General features: G+C 46.3%; 15 protein-coding genes. 8 read left to right on the forward strand and 7 right to left on the reverse strand.

The genetic code is table 11. From position 1 onward, the window contains the following. Positions 1–16: 16 nt before the first annotated feature. Entirely contained in the window at positions 17–391 is a 375-nt protein-coding gene (locus tag QUB20_RS10110) for a GNAT family N-acetyltransferase (RefSeq protein ID WP_333246491.1), read from the reverse strand. Here QUB20_RS10110 and QUB20_RS10115 point away from each other — a divergent pair. After that, on the forward strand, positions 304–486 hold the full coding sequence (locus tag QUB20_RS10115; protein ID WP_333291326.1) for a hypothetical protein: 183 nt from the start codon (positions 304–306) through the stop codon (positions 484–486). The two genes, QUB20_RS10110 and QUB20_RS10115, sit on opposite strands and share 88 nt — an antisense overlap. A 13-nt stretch (positions 487–499) precedes the next feature. On the opposite strand, the gene QUB20_RS10120 is transcribed toward QUB20_RS10115, so the two are convergent. Continuing rightward, on the reverse strand, positions 500–625 hold the full coding sequence (locus QUB20_RS10120; RefSeq protein WP_333211290.1) for a hypothetical protein: 126 nt from the start codon (positions 623–625) through the stop codon (positions 500–502). Between the two features lie 46 nt (positions 626–671). Between QUB20_RS10120 and cax the strand changes: the two genes are divergently transcribed. Both cax and QUB20_RS10130 read left to right on the forward strand, forming a co-directional pair. Then, on the forward strand, positions 672–1793 hold the full coding sequence (gene cax, locus QUB20_RS10125; protein WP_333246489.1) for a calcium/proton exchanger: 1122 nt from the start codon (positions 672–674) through the stop codon (positions 1791–1793). A gap of 741 nt (positions 1794–2534) precedes the next feature. Continuing rightward, the gene (locus tag QUB20_RS10130) at positions 2535–4604 is read left to right on the forward strand and encodes a serine/threonine-protein kinase (protein WP_333246487.1); all 2070 of its coding nucleotides are present in this window, start codon (positions 2535–2537) and stop codon (positions 4602–4604) included. 477 nt (positions 4605–5081) lie between these two features. Here the strand turns inward: QUB20_RS10130 and QUB20_RS10135 are convergent, their stop codons facing one another. Continuing rightward, complete coding sequence (locus tag QUB20_RS10135; protein ID WP_333246485.1) at positions 5082–5720, reverse strand: transaldolase family protein; 639 nt, start codon at positions 5718–5720, stop codon at positions 5082–5084. A gap of 582 nt (positions 5721–6302) precedes the next feature. Between QUB20_RS10135 and QUB20_RS10140 the strand changes: the two genes are divergently transcribed. Continuing rightward, positions 6303–6530 (forward strand): hypothetical protein, encoded by a 228-nt coding sequence (locus QUB20_RS10140; RefSeq protein ID WP_333057544.1) that lies wholly within the window; start codon positions 6303–6305, stop codon positions 6528–6530. 433 nt (positions 6531–6963) lie between these two features. Here QUB20_RS10140 and QUB20_RS10145 read toward each other — a convergent pair whose 3' ends face one another. Beyond that, positions 6964–7632 (reverse strand): ElyC/SanA/YdcF family protein, encoded by a 669-nt coding sequence (locus QUB20_RS10145; RefSeq protein ID WP_333057545.1) that lies wholly within the window; start codon positions 7630–7632, stop codon positions 6964–6966. Positions 7633–7733: 101 nt separating this feature from the next. Here QUB20_RS10145 and QUB20_RS10150 point away from each other — a divergent pair, with 101 nt between their 5' ends. Next, the gene (locus QUB20_RS10150) at positions 7734–8405 is read left to right on the forward strand and encodes an aminotransferase class IV (protein ID WP_333249392.1); all 672 of its coding nucleotides are present in this window, start codon (positions 7734–7736) and stop codon (positions 8403–8405) included. Between the two features lie 104 nt (positions 8406–8509). Beyond that, positions 8510–9961, forward strand: coding sequence for an anthranilate synthase component I (locus tag QUB20_RS10155; protein ID WP_333249390.1), 1452 nt, complete (start codon positions 8510–8512; stop codon positions 9959–9961). A 477-nt stretch (positions 9962–10438) separates the two neighbouring features. Here the strand turns inward: QUB20_RS10155 and QUB20_RS10160 are convergent, their stop codons facing one another. Continuing rightward, a complete protein-coding gene (locus QUB20_RS10160; RefSeq protein WP_333249388.1) occupies positions 10439–11599 on the reverse strand; it encodes a quinone-dependent dihydroorotate dehydrogenase in 1161 nt (386 codons plus the stop codon). Positions 11600–11811: 212 nt separating this feature from the next. Between QUB20_RS10160 and QUB20_RS10165 the strand changes: the two genes are divergently transcribed. Continuing rightward, positions 11812–14751 carry a GAF domain-containing protein gene (locus tag QUB20_RS10165; protein ID WP_333291323.1) on the forward strand — a complete coding sequence of 980 codons (2940 nt, stop codon included), beginning with the start codon at positions 11812–11814 and terminating at the stop codon, positions 14749–14751. Positions 14752–14984: 233 nt separating this feature from the next. On the opposite strand, the gene QUB20_RS10170 is transcribed toward QUB20_RS10165, so the two are convergent. After that, positions 14985–15458, reverse strand: a complete 474-nt coding sequence (locus QUB20_RS10170; protein WP_333249384.1) for an ABA4-like family protein — start codon at positions 15456–15458, stop codon at positions 14985–14987. Between the two features lie 178 nt (positions 15459–15636). Here QUB20_RS10170 and QUB20_RS10175 point away from each other — a divergent pair, with 178 nt between their 5' ends. After that, positions 15637–16647: a leucine-rich repeat domain-containing protein gene (locus QUB20_RS10175; RefSeq protein ID WP_333249382.1), complete on the forward strand. Its 1011-nt coding sequence runs from the start codon at positions 15637–15639 to the stop codon at positions 16645–16647. A gap of 251 nt (positions 16648–16898) precedes the next feature. On the opposite strand, the gene QUB20_RS10180 is transcribed toward QUB20_RS10175, so the two are convergent. Next, the gene (locus QUB20_RS10180; RefSeq protein ID WP_333249380.1) at positions 16899–17069 is read right to left on the reverse strand and encodes a hypothetical protein; all 171 of its coding nucleotides are present in this window, start codon (positions 17067–17069) and stop codon (positions 16899–16901) included. Positions 17070–17139: the final 70 nt, after the last annotated feature.

A 17139-nucleotide genomic window follows, 5' to 3' on the forward strand; every position in this document is an offset into this window, starting at 1 on the left:
ATTCGGGGTACTTCGCTTAGCGCTCAGATTCATCCCCTCTGAATATACGCCCGGGACTTCCCGGCTGGTAGTTAAATCCAGCACGCTCAGCAGCCAGTTCACATACTCGCATAATCTGACTTCCAATTCTTCGACGTGCCGATGCTGGATGAACAAAGAATGCACGAATCTTTGCCGAGTCGCTGTCTGGGTTGAGGAGGCTGTCTTCTGGATTATTTTTGCCTGAATCACCTCCATAAAGCGTTTTACGTTTACTCCAACCACCGCAACCAACAATTTGGTGATTGTTCTCAGCAACAAAGTATGTTTGTAGAATCAGTTGACTGTCAACCCCAAAGGCTTTGCCCAGTGCGCCTTCAATCTGCTCTGAAGTGTAGTACCCTGCAGGCACAAGCTCTAGCAGAATCAGGAATTAAAGTTGTCAGCTTAGGAATGTCTTCTAAGGAAGCTAACCGAATACAAAAATCCATTGAATCGATCGGCTAAACAAATCCCTCTCTTAGTTTGTCACATCAGTGAAAGCCGCCATGCAGCGATCGCCCGTTAGCGAAGCTTGCAGAAGAGGATCGCCCACCCCCAGCTTTAAGCAAACACCCAAATCCCTCACCCTCACCCTTTTTTTCATTTGGTCACAGGCTATGATTGACGGTTGGCAGCTTTTGAGAATCTAAATGCTAAACACAAATACAATTATTTCCAGCCTGCTGTTATTTATCCCAGTTTCCATCGCCGGACACTTTCTCGGCTGGGAATCCTCCACAATCTTCGTCACCTCGGCTTTAGCCATCATCCCTCTAGCCGCGTGGATGGGGACGGCCACCGAAGAAATCGCCGTCGTCCTCGGTGCCAATTTGGGGGGTTTGCTGAACGCTACCTTCGGAAATGCCACGGAACTGATTATCGGCATCGTCGCCCTCAACGCCGGACTAATAGATGTTGTCAAAGCCAGCATCACCGGTTCAATTATGAGTAACCTGTTGCTGGTGATGGGATTTGCGATGCTGCTGGGCGGCTTGCGTTACAAAGAACAAGAATTTCAGCCGATAGTCGCCCGGTTGAACGCTTCAGCGATGAACTTAGCCGTGATTGCCATTTTGGTGCCGACTGCAGTTAATGCCACCTCTACGGGCATCCCTGCAGAAACTATGCAGAACCTCTCTAGCGCTGTTGCTATAGTCCTGATTGTCGTCTACGTGCTGACGCTGCTGTTTTCGATGAAAACCCACAGTTATCTGTACGATGCGGGGGTAGCAGAAATAGAAATGCTTGAAGAATTAGCTGAAAGTAACTTAGCACCAGACAGTCCTGACCACAAAGTCAATCTGCCGCTGTGGATTGGGGTGCTGTTGGCCTGTACCCTGATGGTAGCTGTCGAGTCGGAACTGTTGGTGGGTACTCTGGAAGAAGCGACGGCGCGTTTGGGGCTGACATCACTGTTTACCGGGGTGATTTTAGTGCCGATTATTGGCAATGCAGCCGAACATACAACAGCGGTGACGGTGGCGATGAAAAATAAAATGGATTTGTCGGTTTCTGTGGCCGTGGGTTCGAGTTTGCAAATTGCTTTGTTTGTTGCGCCGGTGTTGGTTTTGGCAGGTTTTGTCTTGGGCCAACCGATGGACTTGAATTTCAACCCGTTTGAACTTGTAGCAGTTGCGGTGTCGGTGCTGATCGCCAATTCTATCAGTTCTGATGGCAATTCTAACTGGCTAGAAGGTACTTTGCTCTTGGCAGCTTATACGGTTTTGGCGCTGGCGTTCTACTTCCATCCGGTAATTGAGGGACTTGTTTAAAAGGCTTTCTTGTGCTGAAGGAAGAGGGAAGAGGTTCGAGGGAAGAAGGCAGATTTTTTCACTCCCTCACTCGTTCACTCTCCCACTCTCACTTCTTTCTTCGAGAGTGGTGGTTGCGATCGTACAATTGAAATGTGGATGCTCTCTCGTTATTATTTCTGGTCTGTTTGTACATTATGTGCTGCGATCGGGGATTTGTGACCTCGATCGGCTGTGACAAATAACAAAACCTTTGGCCTCAAGCCGATCGTTCGATCGCACTGCCCCGGTTATACAAAAACACGGGATGCTGAAGTCAAGCAAGACTAAAGCCTCCCTCGACTTCAGAGACGTTGGAAGATTTCAATCAAGGGTGCTCATGAGTCTTTTACTAGGTGTGCTACGATCGTCATAAGTTGAAAATTGAGTTGGACTCAGTAAACGACGGTCGATTTAAAACTGACCAGCCTATAAAAAGGTCGAACGGGATACCACGATTCGTTAAATTGGTTGAAAATAATGGTTAAACAATGGCTAAAAGCTTCGACAATAATAAATAGTTGTAGAGACTTCAAAAATAGGGTGCTGCTCCACCCGAATTTACGCCTGTGGACAAGTAAGAGCCGACTCTCTTGGCAGAAGCAGGAATCAGACCCTCTAGAAAATACTTCTAGTTGAATGGTGAAACTTAGATAAGTTTAGCCAACTTTTGTAGAGCAGTGTCAAAGTAAAACTTGATAGAGCAACCTCAATCAGGGTTATGTGGCTTCTGTGAGTTATTGCCTCAATCCCAAATGCCCGAATCCCTCCGATCCAGCCAACTCTGGCAAATCCGCGTGTATCCACTGCGGGTCAGAACTTTTGTTGCAAGGTCGATATCGGCTAGTCGCGCCTCTCGGAGGCGGCGGCTTTGGCAGAACATTTGAAGTGGACGACAACGGCGCCCGAAGAGTGCTCAAAGTCCTGCTCAAAGAACATCCCAAAGCTGTAGAACTGTTTAAGCAAGAAGCTGACGTATTGGTCAGGCTCAGACATCCAGGTATTCCAAAAGTCGATCGCGACGGTTATTTTACATTTACGCCAGCTCACAGCACAGAGTCTTTTCACTGTCTGGTGATGGAGAAAATTGCTGGGGCCAATTTGCAAGACTGGCTGAAACATCGGGGCCGCCCGATTAGTCAAGAACAAGCTGTAAACTGGCTCAAACAACTGTCGGAAATTTTAGACCAAGTTCACCGCCTCAACTATTTCCATCGGGATATCAAGCCGCACAATATTATGTGCAAGCCAAACGGGCAGTTAGTGCTGATTGACTTCGGGACTGCTCGGGAAGTTTCGGCGACTTATTTCGCTAAGGTGGGCCAGGGGCAAAATGTAACTGGTATTGTTTCCCCCGGCTACACGCCGCCGGAACAAACAAATGGCAAGGCTGTTCCGCAGTCAGATTTTTTTGCTCTGGGGCGCACTTTTGTTTATTTGCTGACTGGAAAGCCGCCGACTGCGTTTCCAGAGAATCCGCGCACGGGCAGATTAATGTGGCGCAAAGGAGCTCCTCAAGTTTCCGACTCCGTGGCTAATGTGATCGATTATCTGATGGCGCCTTTTCCGGGGAATCGACCTCAAAGTCCCCAGATGGTTTTGCAGTGTTTGGAGGAAATTAATCTCGACGGCGCAGAAACTCAGATCCCGACTCAGTTGCCGACGACGGGGCAAACTAAAATTCGCACAACTGCCGGGGAGGGTGGGGCGAAGAAACAGAGCTCCATAAACCGCCTCAGACCTCTGAATTCGGGATTGAACAAGACCCAGAAAGATGTTTTTGATTGGAAAAAGAAGTTGCTGGCGGGCACGGCTGTTTTGATGGTGAGTATTGGCGCGTCTCAAATTTACGGTTCGCTGCGTTACGGGGTGTTTCCGGCAAACCCCGTGTGGCTGCTTTCGACTTTACCTACCACTCATTTTTTGCAAAGAAGTTTGGATAATGTCGGGAGTGTAAATGCGATCGCCCTGTCGCCTGACGGTCAAACTTTGGTGAGCGCAAGCTTTGGGACGATTAGAATTTGGAATGTGAGGACGGGACGCCTGGTGCGGACTCTCAATTCGGTGCATTCTAAAAAATCGGTCAAGACGGTGGCGGTGAGCCCGGACAGCTCGATTTTGGCCAGTGGGGGCGACGACAATAATGTGATTCTCTGGGATTTGAAGACGGGGCGACGGATGCGGACAATTGCCGCTCACAAAGCCGCCGTCAACGAGATCGCTTTTAGCAGGGACGGTCAAACTCTCGCTAGCGGCAGCGATGACAAAACTGTTCGCTTGTGGAATGTCAGAACCGGCAGCAGGTTGCGGACTTTGAGCGGCCACGCGGGGGGAGTAAACGCGATCGCTTTGAGCCGGGATGGTAAAACTCTCGCTAGCGGCAGCCAGGACAAGACTGTGCGTTTGTGGAATCTCGGTACCGGAGAAGTCAGAAGAATTATCACAGGTCACGGGGGCCCGGTTAATGCTGTGGCTTTTAGCCCCAACGGGCAAATTGTGGCTAGTGCTAGCACCGACAACACGATCCGTTTGTCGAACGTACAAGACGGGAAGCGCACCCGCACTTTTAAAGGGCATTCGAGCTGGGTGAGGACGATCGCCTTTAGCCCGGACAGCCGCACTTTGATCAGCGGGGGCGGAGATATTATAGTTTGGGATTTGAAGACAGGAAAAGAAAGAAGCACTCTTTCTGGTCACAGTCAGTTTGTGAGTTCGGTTGCTATTTCCAGAGATAGCAAGACTTTTGTGAGCGCCAGTCCCGATCGCACTATTAAGATTTGGCGAATGCCATAGTCCTACTATTTGAGATTTGAGATTTGAGATTTGAGATTTGAGATTTGAGATTTGAGATGTGGTAATGACTGATTTTGTAAGGTTTGAAGTAATGGCTTATAGTTGCATTGTTTTTTTTAGTGGTATCAATAGTCATTAGGAATGAGAATTAAATAACTTCCACTCTTGAAAGTGGGATGGGCGTCCCGCCCGTCCAAAAAAGACGGGCGGGACGCCCATCCCACAATAACAATTAAAATTGTAAGTTATTTAATTCGCGATCCTTAGTTAGTAGTCCTCACTCATCAGTCCTATCAAATACGGTGACTCGGAATTTACCCTGCAAGCTAGAGTCCCGCTCGTGAGCTCTCATCGAGAGCAGGACGCTCGCACGATCGGCATCATTCGGATGTTAGCCTATTTGATATTAGTGATTCAAAACCCATACCAATTACCCATTAGGAATTCGCAATTTGCACTTTTCACATAAATTTGGTATTATCCCAAAATTCCCCGCCCGTTTTGGGCAAATTCATCAACTGTTTGCTGGGATAATTCGTGAACTGCGATCGCCTGCAACACATCAAAAGGCAATGTCAAATGATGGGCGCCAGCTAACAAAGTCTTCACCGCTTCTTCCGGCGATTTAATGCTAGCTGCCAAAATCTCAGTATTACTTCTGTGCAACACATTTGCCATATCCCGCACTAAGGCAAAACCGTCTCCCAACAATCTGGTGGCGCGATTCACGTAGGCGATCGCATATTTAGCCCCCGCTTCTGCTGAGACAACTGCTTGTGATGCGCTGTATATCGCCGTCACCGCGCAAGGAATTTCCGGTGACAAATGCGCGACTGCTTGAAAACCAGCCGCCGTTGCTGGAACTTTCAAAACTGTTTGCTGTCCAATTAATTCAAAAGCCGCTTTTCCTTCTGCTACCATGCCATCAACATCAGATGCCATTAGCTGATAATACACTTCCCCTGGAATCAGTTGTGCCAGTTGTTTAAGGGTTTGCTCAGGAGATAACTCGCTTTTGGCCAAAAGTGTCGGATTAGTAGTAATTCCCGCTATCCATCCGAACTTGCTCGCCCGTGCGGCTTCCGCTACAATTGCAGTATCAACATAAATTGCCATCGGCTCTACACCTTCAGTTTGTTAATAATTTCCAGACACTTGCTTGCAGATTGAGATAAATCCGAGCAAAATTAATTGTTAAGCTTTAACAATATCAGAATCTCGGAAATATTACTGTTAAGTAAATATAACAATTCAGTGATGTGCATCATCGGTAGTAGTGCGTGAGTTGTGAATTTAACAGGACTTATGCTCAGAAACTCCGTTTCTTACAAAAAATTCGTTGAGGACGACCTATCTGTGAAAAAATCGGCTTTCTGAGGAAAATTGGCTAAGTGCTATTTAAGATAGCTAACAACTGAAATCACAACTTTTAAGTCAGTTGGTAACTGCGATTGTCGGGTACGGAAAACTTGACAATCAAGCATCCAGGATACCCGCCACGTGATTCATCCGTCCAGAAATCAAAAACCTGTATCCGAGAAAGTTGCCCCCCGAATTTATCTCGCGCAAGTCAATGCTTCAATCTAAAATCTAAAATCTAAAATCTAAAATCGATTGACTCGCCAAATCCCGGATACAAATAAATTACATTTGTATTAAGGGTTATGTATGCAATAACTCCAGGAGGTGACTCAGAAAATGACCGAAGAAAAAAATCAGCAGCCACAAGTCAGCCTTGAGACATCTTCTGAACAACCTCAGTTGGAAAAACCAGCAGAAACTGCTGAAGAATTGTCGAAAAATCTTAAGTCTGAAACTCTGTCTCAATTGGTTGAAAATAACGCCGAAGAGCGTTTGAAGGCTCTAGGCCGCTTAATGATGGTGAGCCTAACTTGGTCGCTGGCGGGGCTTTCCAAACGCGAGTAAGTTATGGAACACTACCGCAACGGGCCAGCTATGATTTGTGAGTTTTGTTGTAAGTTTTGTTTAACTCAAAACTTACAACTCCCGGACTTAGGAATGAGAATTAAATAACTTCCACTCTTGAAAGTGGGATGGGCGTCCCGCCCGTCTTTTTTGGACGGGCGGGACGCCCATCCCACAATAACAATTAAAATTGTAAGTTATTTAATTCGCGATCCTTACCTGATGTCCAGTTAGTTGTAAGAAAATTTGTTTTTAGTGAAGACTTTAGTCCTTGTTTTAAGGACTAAAGTCTTCAACATATCACTCATATCATGTCCGCTCGATTAACCATAATATCCTGGTCTGGGCGGGTTTTGGAGATTGTCCTTTGTTGGCAGGTATTGTTGGCTCACGGGCCCCTACAAAAATCACGGTCGCTCGACTGGACATGATATCATAACTTTTCTTGAATTCCTTCAAACGGCCCCAAAAAAGTCGGTTCGGGACGGGTAACGCGCACTTCCCAAAGCGCTTTGATGACTGCCAAAAATTCGCGGAAAGTGTAGCGAATCATGCCCTTTTGGCGAAATTTGCCCCAATCCGGCGTTCCTAAGCCGATCGCCTTTATGCCCAACCGGCGACAGGTATAAACAGCGCGGGCTAAGTGAAAGTTTTGGGTAACTAAAACAGCCTGCGTTATGCCAAAAATCTCTTTCGCCCGGTAGCAACTTTCATAGGTACTAAATCCGGCATAATCGAGAACGATATTATTAATCGGTACGCCCTGGGCTTCGGCGAAGTCCTGCATTGCTTGGACTTCGTTGTAATCGACGGTGCTATTGTCTCCTGTCATCAAAAGTTTGTCCACTCGCCCCGCTTTGTACAAATCGACGGCTGCTTGCACTCGATCGGCTAACATGGGGCTTGGAGTGCCGTCTTCCCAAAGTCCGGCACCAAAAACTATAGCAATGGGTTCTGCCGGCACGTTAGCTATATCGCTGTGGCGGTAGTTGCGGGTAACAAATCGGACGTAGTAGTTGAGCGCTAGGGGTGTGAGCACTGAGGTTAATATTAACAGCCCGATGGCAAAGCGCCATTGAAATATAAAGGATTTAGGCAACATAAATTCAAGTTAACTTCCTATATAATTACACGAACAGGCCGCTTCGCGGGTCTAATAATTGTCTTGTTCCCGAATTTACATTATATTATATTGACAAAAATATGATTCAACACCAGCCAAACTTTGAATTGCTGGAATCACTTTTATGGGAACCCAAAAACGGCTATTTTTTGCTAGACAGACATCTTCAAAGATTAGAGCGATCGGCTGATTATTTTAATTTTTCCCTATCGCTAACAGAAACAAGCAAAGCTTTACAAGCATTAAGTATGACTTGCGGGTCAGTCAAACACAAAATACGGTTAACAATATCTTGTGACGGAAACATAACATTACAAGCTCAGACACTAGATAGCGGTATCTTAAAAATCGGTGCATCTGTGGGAATTGCCCGCCAACCGATCGATTCTCAAAACCCATTTCTTTACCACAAGACAACTTACCGATTGCCTTATACAATGGCTTTGGAGTCGCAGCCCCAATATCAGGATGTCTTTCTGTGGAATCAAGATGGAGTTATCACCGAATCCACGATCGCCAATATCGCGATCGATACATCCGCAGGTCTCATCACACCTCCCCTCAAGTGCGGTTTATTACCGGGGACGTTTCGTTCTCAACTTTTAGAGGAGGGAAAAATCAGAGAAGAATTAATTACCTTAGATGATTTGCACAGAACCAAAACTATATTTCTCATTAACTCCGTTAGGGGTTGGATACGCCTCAAAAAAGAGGCAAGCGGAGATATTTGGAAAGTTGTAAATAATGGCTGAGATAACGCTTTAAATCGATTTTAGGAGGGTGCGAACTGTGCACTTTACTACAGAATTGACATTTTGCGTAATTCCTGAAAGTGTTAACCAGAGTGCAATCTATTATGAAAAAAATACAACCTTGGCATTGGCGAAAGCTTCCCCTAAATCAGCGCAGCGGATCGGAGATTTTTCAAACTTTATTTCTCGGTAAAACCGCCGACAGTGCAGGCTCAATATCGGAGTGTTTCCCCCGCGATATGGCTGTTCTGCTAGAAAGTCCAGTTACATCTTCTACTAACTTGGCACGATATTCTATTTGTGCAGGTTCTCCCCGGATAATTGACGGTCAATCTCAGCTATGGACACCGCCAGTCGGGGAAATTTTACCTTTTTTGCGCGCTCTTTTGGACTCTCAAAAGCAAAATTTAGCAGTGAATGTACCGCCGGAAATTCCTTTTACGGGGGGTTGGTTGGGATGGCTAGGTTATGATTTAGCATGGGAAATCGAACACCTGCCCCAACTCAATACCGATCCGCTTCCTTTCCCGGTTAGCTGTTGGTACGAACCAGAATCTTTTGCGGTTTTAGACCATCAAACGCAAATTCTCTGGTTGGCTGCAAGTCAACCTTCTCAACTCGATGTTATGCAGCATCAATTAGAGCAAGCCAAGGGAGAAATAATCCAGAATAATTTACCGGAAAATTATCAACAAAATTCCGCTACTCCTATTTTCCAATTATCTCAGAGTGAGTATAAAGAAATAGTGCGAAAAGCTCAGAAGTATATTCATGCAGGCGATATTTTTCAGGCTAATTTATCTTTGCGGTTTGAAGCCCGTACAGATTGCAGTAGTTGGTCAATTTACCGCGCTTTGCAACGGATCAATCCTTCGCCTTTTGCAAGTTATTGGCAAACTCCGTGGGGGGCGATAGTTAGTTGTTCGCCGGAAAGACTGGTTCAATTATTAGGAAAAAAAGTGGATACTAGACCGATCGCGGGAACGAGACGGCGAGGTTCAACCTGCATTGAAGATGAGCAGTTAGCACAGGAATTAATAGAGAATATCAAAGAAAGAGCAGAACATATTATGTTAGTTGACTTAGAGCGCAACGATATCGGGAGGGTGTGTGAATGGGGTTCGGTAAAAGTTAACGAATTTCTGACTATTGAACGCTACAGTCACGTGATGCACCTCGTCAGTAATGTTATCGGTACATTAAGAGGAGATTGCGACGCGATCGACTTAATTCGAGGGGTATTTCCGGGCGGTACGATTACAGGTTGCCCGAAAGTGCGCTGTCTGGAAATCATCGAAGAATTGGAACCGGTGAAACGCAATTTATTTTACGGTTCCTGCGGTTATTTGGACTGGCGCGGCAACCTGGATTTAAATATTTTGATTCGCACCCTTTTATATGCACCAAAAAGTGACGGTACGACGGGGGGGGTTGTTTGGGGACAAGTGGGTGCGGGGATTGTTGCTGATAGCGATCCAGAAAGGGAATGGCAGGAGTCGCTGCAGAAAGCTCAAGCTCAAGTTAATGCTTTGAAATTAGCGGAAATATTTGATTAGATGCGTGTTAGATAAATCGAGTTGTTAAGATTGTTGAAGATTTTGAACGCCGATTTACTTTTGATGCAATACTAATTAAAATCGATCGAAACCAAAAGATTTTTTGTAGTATTAATGTTAGGGAACTGTTGGTATGGTGTTGCCTGATACTTTTTTTAGCGATCGCACTGTGAGTCATATCAATTCCGGCAGTCAGGCCGGAATGATATCAAATCCGCGCTTCTAAGTCGGGCTTAAAGTCGAATCAAGCTGCCAACAAATAATTCGCGCAATTTTCATTTTTTTACTCACAGTCACCAGTCAACAGTCAATAGTCATTAGTCATTAGTCATATCAAATCCGTTAGCATCAGAATTATTCATCTCTCTGTTCTCTTCCTCTGCGTTCTCTGCGTTCTCTGCGGTTTAATCATTCCAATGCAACCGGAATTGATATCATTAGTCATTAGTTAACAGTTAACAGTCAACAGTCCTATGTCTATTGATTGTCCGAACCTACTGCCTCAGAAATAGAACTAAATCCGCGTTCTTCTAACTTTTGCAGCAAACCTTGGAGAATCCGACGCACCATCCAAGGCCCTTCGTAAACCCAACCGGTGTAAACTTGAATTAAACTGGCACCGGCGGCTATTTTTTCCCAAGCATCTTCGGCGGTGAAAATGCCGCCAACTCCAATTATGGGTAATTCGCCTTTTGTATATTGCCAGATAAATCGGATTACTTCTGTCGATCGCTCCCGCACAGGAAGCCCGCTAATTCCCCCGGCTTCTTCGGCGATTGGTTTGCCTGTTTCTGGCAATATTTGTGTTTTCAATCCGTCGCGGCGGATGGTGGTATTGGTGGCGATAATTCCTGCTAATTGGTAGGTTTTTGCTAAGTCGAGGATAGATACGAGATCCTCTGACTCCAAATCCGGCGCAATCTTGACTAAAATTGGCTTGATTCCCTGATTTTCTTGTTGCAAAATTTCCAAAATTGTGCTAAGCCCAGCAGCATCTTGGAGCGATCGTAACCCAGGCGTATTCGGAGAGGAAACGTTGACTACAAAATAGTCGCCCCAATCTTTCAGCAGCTTAAAACTCTCCAAATAGTCGGCTGCTGCCTGCTCTAACGGTGTTACCTTAGATTTACCGAGATTGATGCCCAAGGGGAACGGAGACTGAGGCATGGGGCCCTGGGCATCGAGTGGGGACTTTTTCTGTGCTGCCTGAAACCGGGCTGCCATTGCCCCGGCTCCTTGATTGTTAAATCCCATGCGGTTGAGGGCTGCACTGTCCTCCGTCAAGCGAAACAAGCGAGGTTGGGGGTTTCCCGGCTGTGGTTGACAAGTGACAGTGCCAAGTTCGGCAAAGCCAAAGCCAAAATTTGCCCAAATATCGGCAGCTACGCCGTTTTTATCAAATCCGGCGGCCAAGCCGACAGGATTGTTAAAGCTCAGTCCCCACAAAGATTGTTCGAGGCGAGAATCTTGGACTCCCAAAGATTTCTGCAATCGAGAGAGCATTTGGCTGGTGGCGGGGTTTGACTGGGTTCTGGCTGCGAGTTCAAGAACTTGGAGAGTGCGGTTGTGCAGCCACTCGGCATCGGTTTTCAATACGGAAAACAACAGCGGGCGTACACTTGATTGATAAATATCCAATGATTTGTACTGGGGCAATTTACAAATTAGAAAGGAGAAGGAAAATAAAAATATTCACGAGCAGACAGTGAAGGTGAGGTTGTTACTTCAACTTCGATCGACTTTATCCAATGTTTGAGACTGAAGGATAAGTGAGACGATTATATTATAAGTTGACTCTTTGGCATTTTAATTTTTTGAATCTTTAAGTTAGTAATTTTAAATTAGACAAGGTGCGGGGAAGCTTGGAAATGGGGCAGCAGCAAAGACCAAAGGATTTAGACGAACAAATCGCGACCCTAGAGCGCGTTCTCCAGACTCTCCGAGAAGAGGAGAATGTTGAAGTGCTACTTTCGACCACACTCGGTTACTTGCAAGCGGAATTTGACTGGGGTTTGATTTGGATCGGGTTGTACGATCGACAGGCCCACAGATTGTTCGGGAAAGGCGGCATAACTCCTAACGGCGACCAGTCTTTTCTCAAACAGCGGTTTGCTCTCAGTCCAGGGGATTTGCTGGAACAAGTGGTGATTCAGCTCCGGCCGGTGGGAGTCCCGGATTTGCGATCGGAAAACCGAGCCGGAGAATGGCGCAAAGCAGCTCAAACTTTCAATATTCAAGGCACGACTCTGTTTCCGCTGCGCTACAAAGACCGCTGCTACGGCGTGATTTTGCTCGGAACTGAGGTATGGGGAGCGTCGCCCAAGTCGGGGGAAAAAACCCAGTTGGCGATCGTATTTGGAGCGCTGGCAACTGCTCTTTACCAAATAGAAAAAGACTGGCAGCGACAACAAGTTAAACACCCAGATGAGTCTCTTTTAGCGCTGATTTCGCAGTTGGGGGAATTGCGATCGCTCGACCAATACTTGCAAGCGGTGGTAGAACAAACTCATGAATTTATTGAGCCGACGCGCACCAATGTTTATTGGTTCGAGCGAGAGCGGCGCTATTTTTGGCGCCGAGTCAGCAACCGCGAAGTTACTCCGGGTTTGAGCGGGCCGGGCCGAGCGGCTTCGGGCATCACCGTCCAAGACTTGGGCGAATTTTATCAGGCTTTGGGCAGGGAAGAAATGGTTTGGATCGGTGAATCTCAAAGTTCTCTGAAAACTGAGCTGACGGGGCGGTTGATGCAGCAAATCCGCGCTCGCTCTCTGTTGGCTGCGCCGATTGTTTCGGAAGGGGAATTGTTGGGATTTTTGGCAGTCGAAGCCGGCGAGCCCCGGATTTGGCAAGACAATGAAAAGCATTATCTGCGGGGAGTGGCGCAGTTAGTGGCTCTGACGGCTCCTGTGTCGGAGATGGAGGAGAAAATTCAGCAAATTGAGATTGATCGAGATTTAACTGCCGGAATAGCTCACGCCATCTACAGCGATGCTGACTGGGAGACGACTTTGAAAAATACCGCCGAACAGTTGTGCGATCGGCTCAAATGCGAATACTTTTTGCTACTGCTGTACGGCGAAGAACAAAATCGCTTTGAAATTGTCTGCCAAAATCTGCCCCGCAACCGCAGGGCAGTGCCGTCGCCACTCAACGCCCTGGATGTGGCTGACGTGGGGCTGTTGCAAGCAAGTGCACCTCTGGCTATTGAAAATTGGGAGGAAGATGGGCGGTTGGGCGCTTGGCGGGAAGTGTTGGGGGAAGCTGGGGTGCGATCGCTGTTGGCATCGAGCACTAGGGCGAAAAAGTCCGAGGGAGAAAACCCCAATCTCAAATCGAAAATCGCCAATCGCAAATCGATCGAGGGTTTGCTGGTTGTCGGGCACAGTGCAACTCGCACTTGGAGGCGATCGGAGCAAGAATTAGTTCGGCTAGTGGGCGAACAACTCGGATTGATCCTGCACTCGTGGCAGCAGAGTTCGGCAATCGACAAATATCAGCAATTTGAGCGATCACTCAAATCGGGTTTGGCGGTTTTGCACCATTCTCCTGATGAGCAATCTGAGCAAGAGATATCTGCTGCTTCACCGCCGATGTTCCCAGAGTTGCCGCTACAAAAGCTCGATCGTAACTTTGCTCAACACGTTTCCCAGACAATTTCCTGTCCTTTAGTAGCCGTAATTACTTGGAATCCCGGTGATGAGGAAGGTTCGATCGTGGCGACGGTAGCTGCCAATCCCGTATTTGCCCTCAATCCCGAGGCGGTGATTCCTGTCCAAACAGATGCTTTGATCCAACAAACCCTGGCTGCTAACTGCGTGGTGCAACAGAGCACGAGCCAACTGCCACTGGCGACAAAGCGGTGGCTACGCAGTCCGGGAATTGGCGAGATTATGACGGTGGCGCTGCGGACGGCCCCAGAACACGCTCCGGTGGGCATTGTGGTGGCTGCAGACGCTCCGGGCCGCCAGTGGTCGGAGTTGTCGGTGAGTTTACTCAGCTCGATGGCGTCTCAGTTGGCTTGGTGGCGCAGGTATTTGGCGGTGCAATCGATCCAGGAGTCGCAGCGATTGGATCTAGAGTTGCTCAACTGGTACAAACAGCGCCGTTTTGAGGACTTTTACCGCACTGTGGGAGCGGGGGTGAAGGAGTTGGGGGAGTTGAGTCAGTCGATTTTGCAGTCGGCGAAGGAACAAAAGGATGCTCTGAAAATTTTGCGCTACCAACAGGTTTTGCGACACATTGGCAATGCTGTGGGGTCAACTCATTTGCTGCTGAAACAGGAACAGTGGCGGCTGCAATTCGGACAAGATGCGGTGCCTGTGAGCGCTTGGCTGAGGCGATCGCTCGATCGAACGGCCCCCCTGGTGAAACAGTCTAAAGTCTTGCTGGAAGTGCACAGAGAAACTGCTGTGTCGATGCCTGCAGGTCAGACTTTGAGCGTTCGCGGGGACAGCATCAAGCTGGATTTGATCCTGTGCGAATTGCTGGCGACGGCTTGCAGGCGCTCTGCTGTTGGCGCCAAGATTGATATTCGCTCTCAGTTGTTGGGGGAAGATTTGTTAGAATTGTCTGTAATCGATAGCGGCGCGTGCGATCGACACTTCATTGCAGCCTTCAACGGGGATTCCGAACCCGATATATTAGCGGTTTCTAGTTCCAATAGGTTGATCGTGCAAAATCTCTTAATTTGTCAGCGAGCGGTACGCTTAATGGGGGGAAACTTTTCCATAGAAATGTTAGAAAACAATTTAATTGTCGCTCGTTTAGTGCTGCCCCTAGCCAATTCTTAATATTGCAAAATTTTGTAAAAGTTCCAAGCTGCGATCGAGGATTATAGGGGCGGGTTTCACCAACAATAATTGCCTAAAACCCATAATCTCATAAACCCGCCCCACCCAACATTAAACAGCCATCTACCTCTTTCAAAATACAAGGAGCGGGTTTAGCTACGCTCTATATTGTTATTGATAACTTGCGCCCTTCTTAGGGACGAACGGGCACGAGCGGCCCGTTCCACAATACATCAATTTTCTTGTGTGGTGGGCATCTTGTCCGCCCCTGAAAGACTTTCAGAATTCGGGAAAAACCTTTGAGTAATCCAAGCAGTTACAATATGAGAAAGCAATCCCATCGGCCCAGCAAAAAAACACAAAGCCAAAGAATGAACCGTCCAAACTCCTGTCCGCTGTCCTTCCAAATAAATCCAGCGCCCGACAAACAAGTCCATCACTAAAAAATGTATCCATCCCGTAGCAGCCGCCGTTTCTTCCCCCAGAAACTTAGCAATATCTGCTAACTTAGGATTCGACAAAGCAGCCGCATTTTCCGCAGTCAGACTGCTACCAAACAAATATATGTACAAAACGGCTAGCACTGCAAACGGAATAAAGGAATTCATCACTTTTCTGGTAATTCCCCAGTTTGGTAATAAAATCATAATTGCCCAGAAAGGCACAACGAACAGATTACCGACATTAAAAATTAGTTCTGGTGTCATAGTTGGCTCTTGGCTCCTGCGAATGCAATGCAATTAAGGATGTTAAGATTACTTTACACAATTTTTGCGGAAATTTCTCAAAACCCGAAAAAAATCTCATTCACAAATGAAATATAATTGCTATACTGATCTAAAATTTCAAATCTCCCATCTAAAATCGATTAAGGCAGCACAGCCCATGACAACTTATAATAACTTTTCCGAGTGGTGCAAGCACAAAGAAAACATCTCTCCCGGCGCAAAAGATACGGTAGAAATACTGTTGCAAATATCAGACACGGCCGAGTGCGATCGCGCGAACGAACTGCTTTCTAATACCAAAGAACTTAACCTCAAAAATCTTCAAATTACCGATATCAGCCCCCTCTCATCTTTCACTCAACTTACTAATCTCATCCTAGGCAGTAATCAAATATCTGACCTCGATACCCTGCAATCTTTAACTAACCTGAAAACTCTGGTTATAGATGTCAATCAAATATCAGATATCAGTTCGCTTTCATCTCTAATAAATCTGACTATACTCGTTCTCGATACCAATCAAATCTCAGACATCAGTCCCCTAGCAGGTCTAACTAATCTTACCGCACTTGTCTTGTTTGACAACAAAATTTCCGACATCACTCCGGTGAAAAATTTAACTAACTTAAATGCGCTGATTCTCTACAACAATCAAATTTCCGATCTCGCTCCTCTGGCAAATTTAACTGAACTCCAGACACTCTACCTTTATAATAATAAAATATCGGATATCACGCCGCTGGCTTCCTTAAAAAATCTCAAGACGCTGTTTCTGTTCGGAAATGAAATATCTGACATTACTCCGTTGAAATCTTTAACTAATTTAAATAAATTGGTTTTATTCCAAAATCAAATATCAGATATTAGTCCTTTGACATCGCTGACTAATTTAATTGAACTCAACCTCGGTAACAATCAAATATCAGACATCAGTCCGCTGAAATCGTTAACTAATTTGACTGAACTTTATTTGTTCAACAATCCGATTTCGGATAGCAGCGCGCTACAAGCTTTAAATAATTTATTTTTACTAGACTTGTACAACAATCAAATCTCTGATATCAGTTCCCTGCAATCTTTGCAAAAGTTGACTACGCTGGACTTGCGCGGCAATCCCATTGTTAATAAAATTTGCCCTGTCAATCCTGAATCTATCTGTCGGTTTTAATTAATTATTAAGACCGAGGCAAGATGGCAGTTTATAGAGTATAATGTTTAACGTCAATATCAGGAGAAAGTGATGAGCGGACACGATGCTTTGATGTTAGGATTGCTGCTGTTGCCAGGTTTGGCTTTGTCGATCGCAATTATGGGCGCTTTTGCCGCTGGTGGATAATCAGTTTTGGCAGCAGGCAGATTTTGTAAAAAGTAGTTTTTTCCTCGTTTTCCTCGTTCCCAGGAAGAGCCTGGGAACGCATTTCACTCTTGCTCAGCCTCCTGTTTTTTTGCCAGCGAGGCAGAGCCTCTGGATCTCGGTTCCCAGCCAGAGGCAGGGAACCAGTTAATTTTCCTTCTTCCTTCTTCCTTCTTCCTGACATCCGTTACATCCGTTACATCCGTTACAGAATCCGTTGCCGAACTTCCTGACATCCGTTACATCCGTTACATAATCCGTTGCCGAACTTGCTTCTTCCTGACATCCGTTACATCCGTTACATCC

This window comes from Microcoleus sp. B4-C2, assembly GCF_036705265.1.
Classification (GTDB): domain Bacteria; phylum Cyanobacteriota; class Cyanobacteriia; order Cyanobacteriales; family Microcoleaceae; genus Microcoleus.

Coding starts and splice junctions, on each gene's coding strand:
- QUB20_RS10115 (WP_333291326.1), top strand. CDS start 304: ATGTTTGTAGAATCAGTTGACTGTCAACCCCAAAGGCTTTGCCCAGTG.
- QUB20_RS10120 (WP_333211290.1), bottom strand. CDS start 625: ATGAAAAAAAGGGTGAGGGTGAGGGATTTGGGTGTTTGCTTAAAGCTG.
- cax (WP_333246489.1), top strand. CDS start 672: ATGCTAAACACAAATACAATTATTTCCAGCCTGCTGTTATTTATCCCA.
- QUB20_RS10135 (WP_333246485.1), bottom strand. CDS start 5,720: ATGGCAATTTATGTTGATACTGCAATTGTAGCGGAAGCCGCACGGGCG.
- QUB20_RS10140 (WP_333057544.1), top strand. CDS start 6,303: ATGACCGAAGAAAAAAATCAGCAGCCACAAGTCAGCCTTGAGACATCT.
- QUB20_RS10145 (WP_333057545.1), bottom strand. CDS start 7,632: ATGTTGCCTAAATCCTTTATATTTCAATGGCGCTTTGCCATCGGGCTG.
- QUB20_RS10150 (WP_333249392.1), top strand. CDS start 7,734: ATGATTCAACACCAGCCAAACTTTGAATTGCTGGAATCACTTTTATGG.
- QUB20_RS10155 (WP_333249390.1), top strand. CDS start 8,510: ATGAAAAAAATACAACCTTGGCATTGGCGAAAGCTTCCCCTAAATCAG.
- QUB20_RS10170 (WP_333249384.1), bottom strand. CDS start 15,458: ATGACACCAGAACTAATTTTTAATGTCGGTAATCTGTTCGTTGTGCCT.
- QUB20_RS10175 (WP_333249382.1), top strand. CDS start 15,637: ATGACAACTTATAATAACTTTTCCGAGTGGTGCAAGCACAAAGAAAAC.
- QUB20_RS10180 (WP_333249380.1), bottom strand. CDS start 17,069: ATGTCAGGAAGTTCGGCAACGGATTCTGTAACGGATGTAACGGATGTA.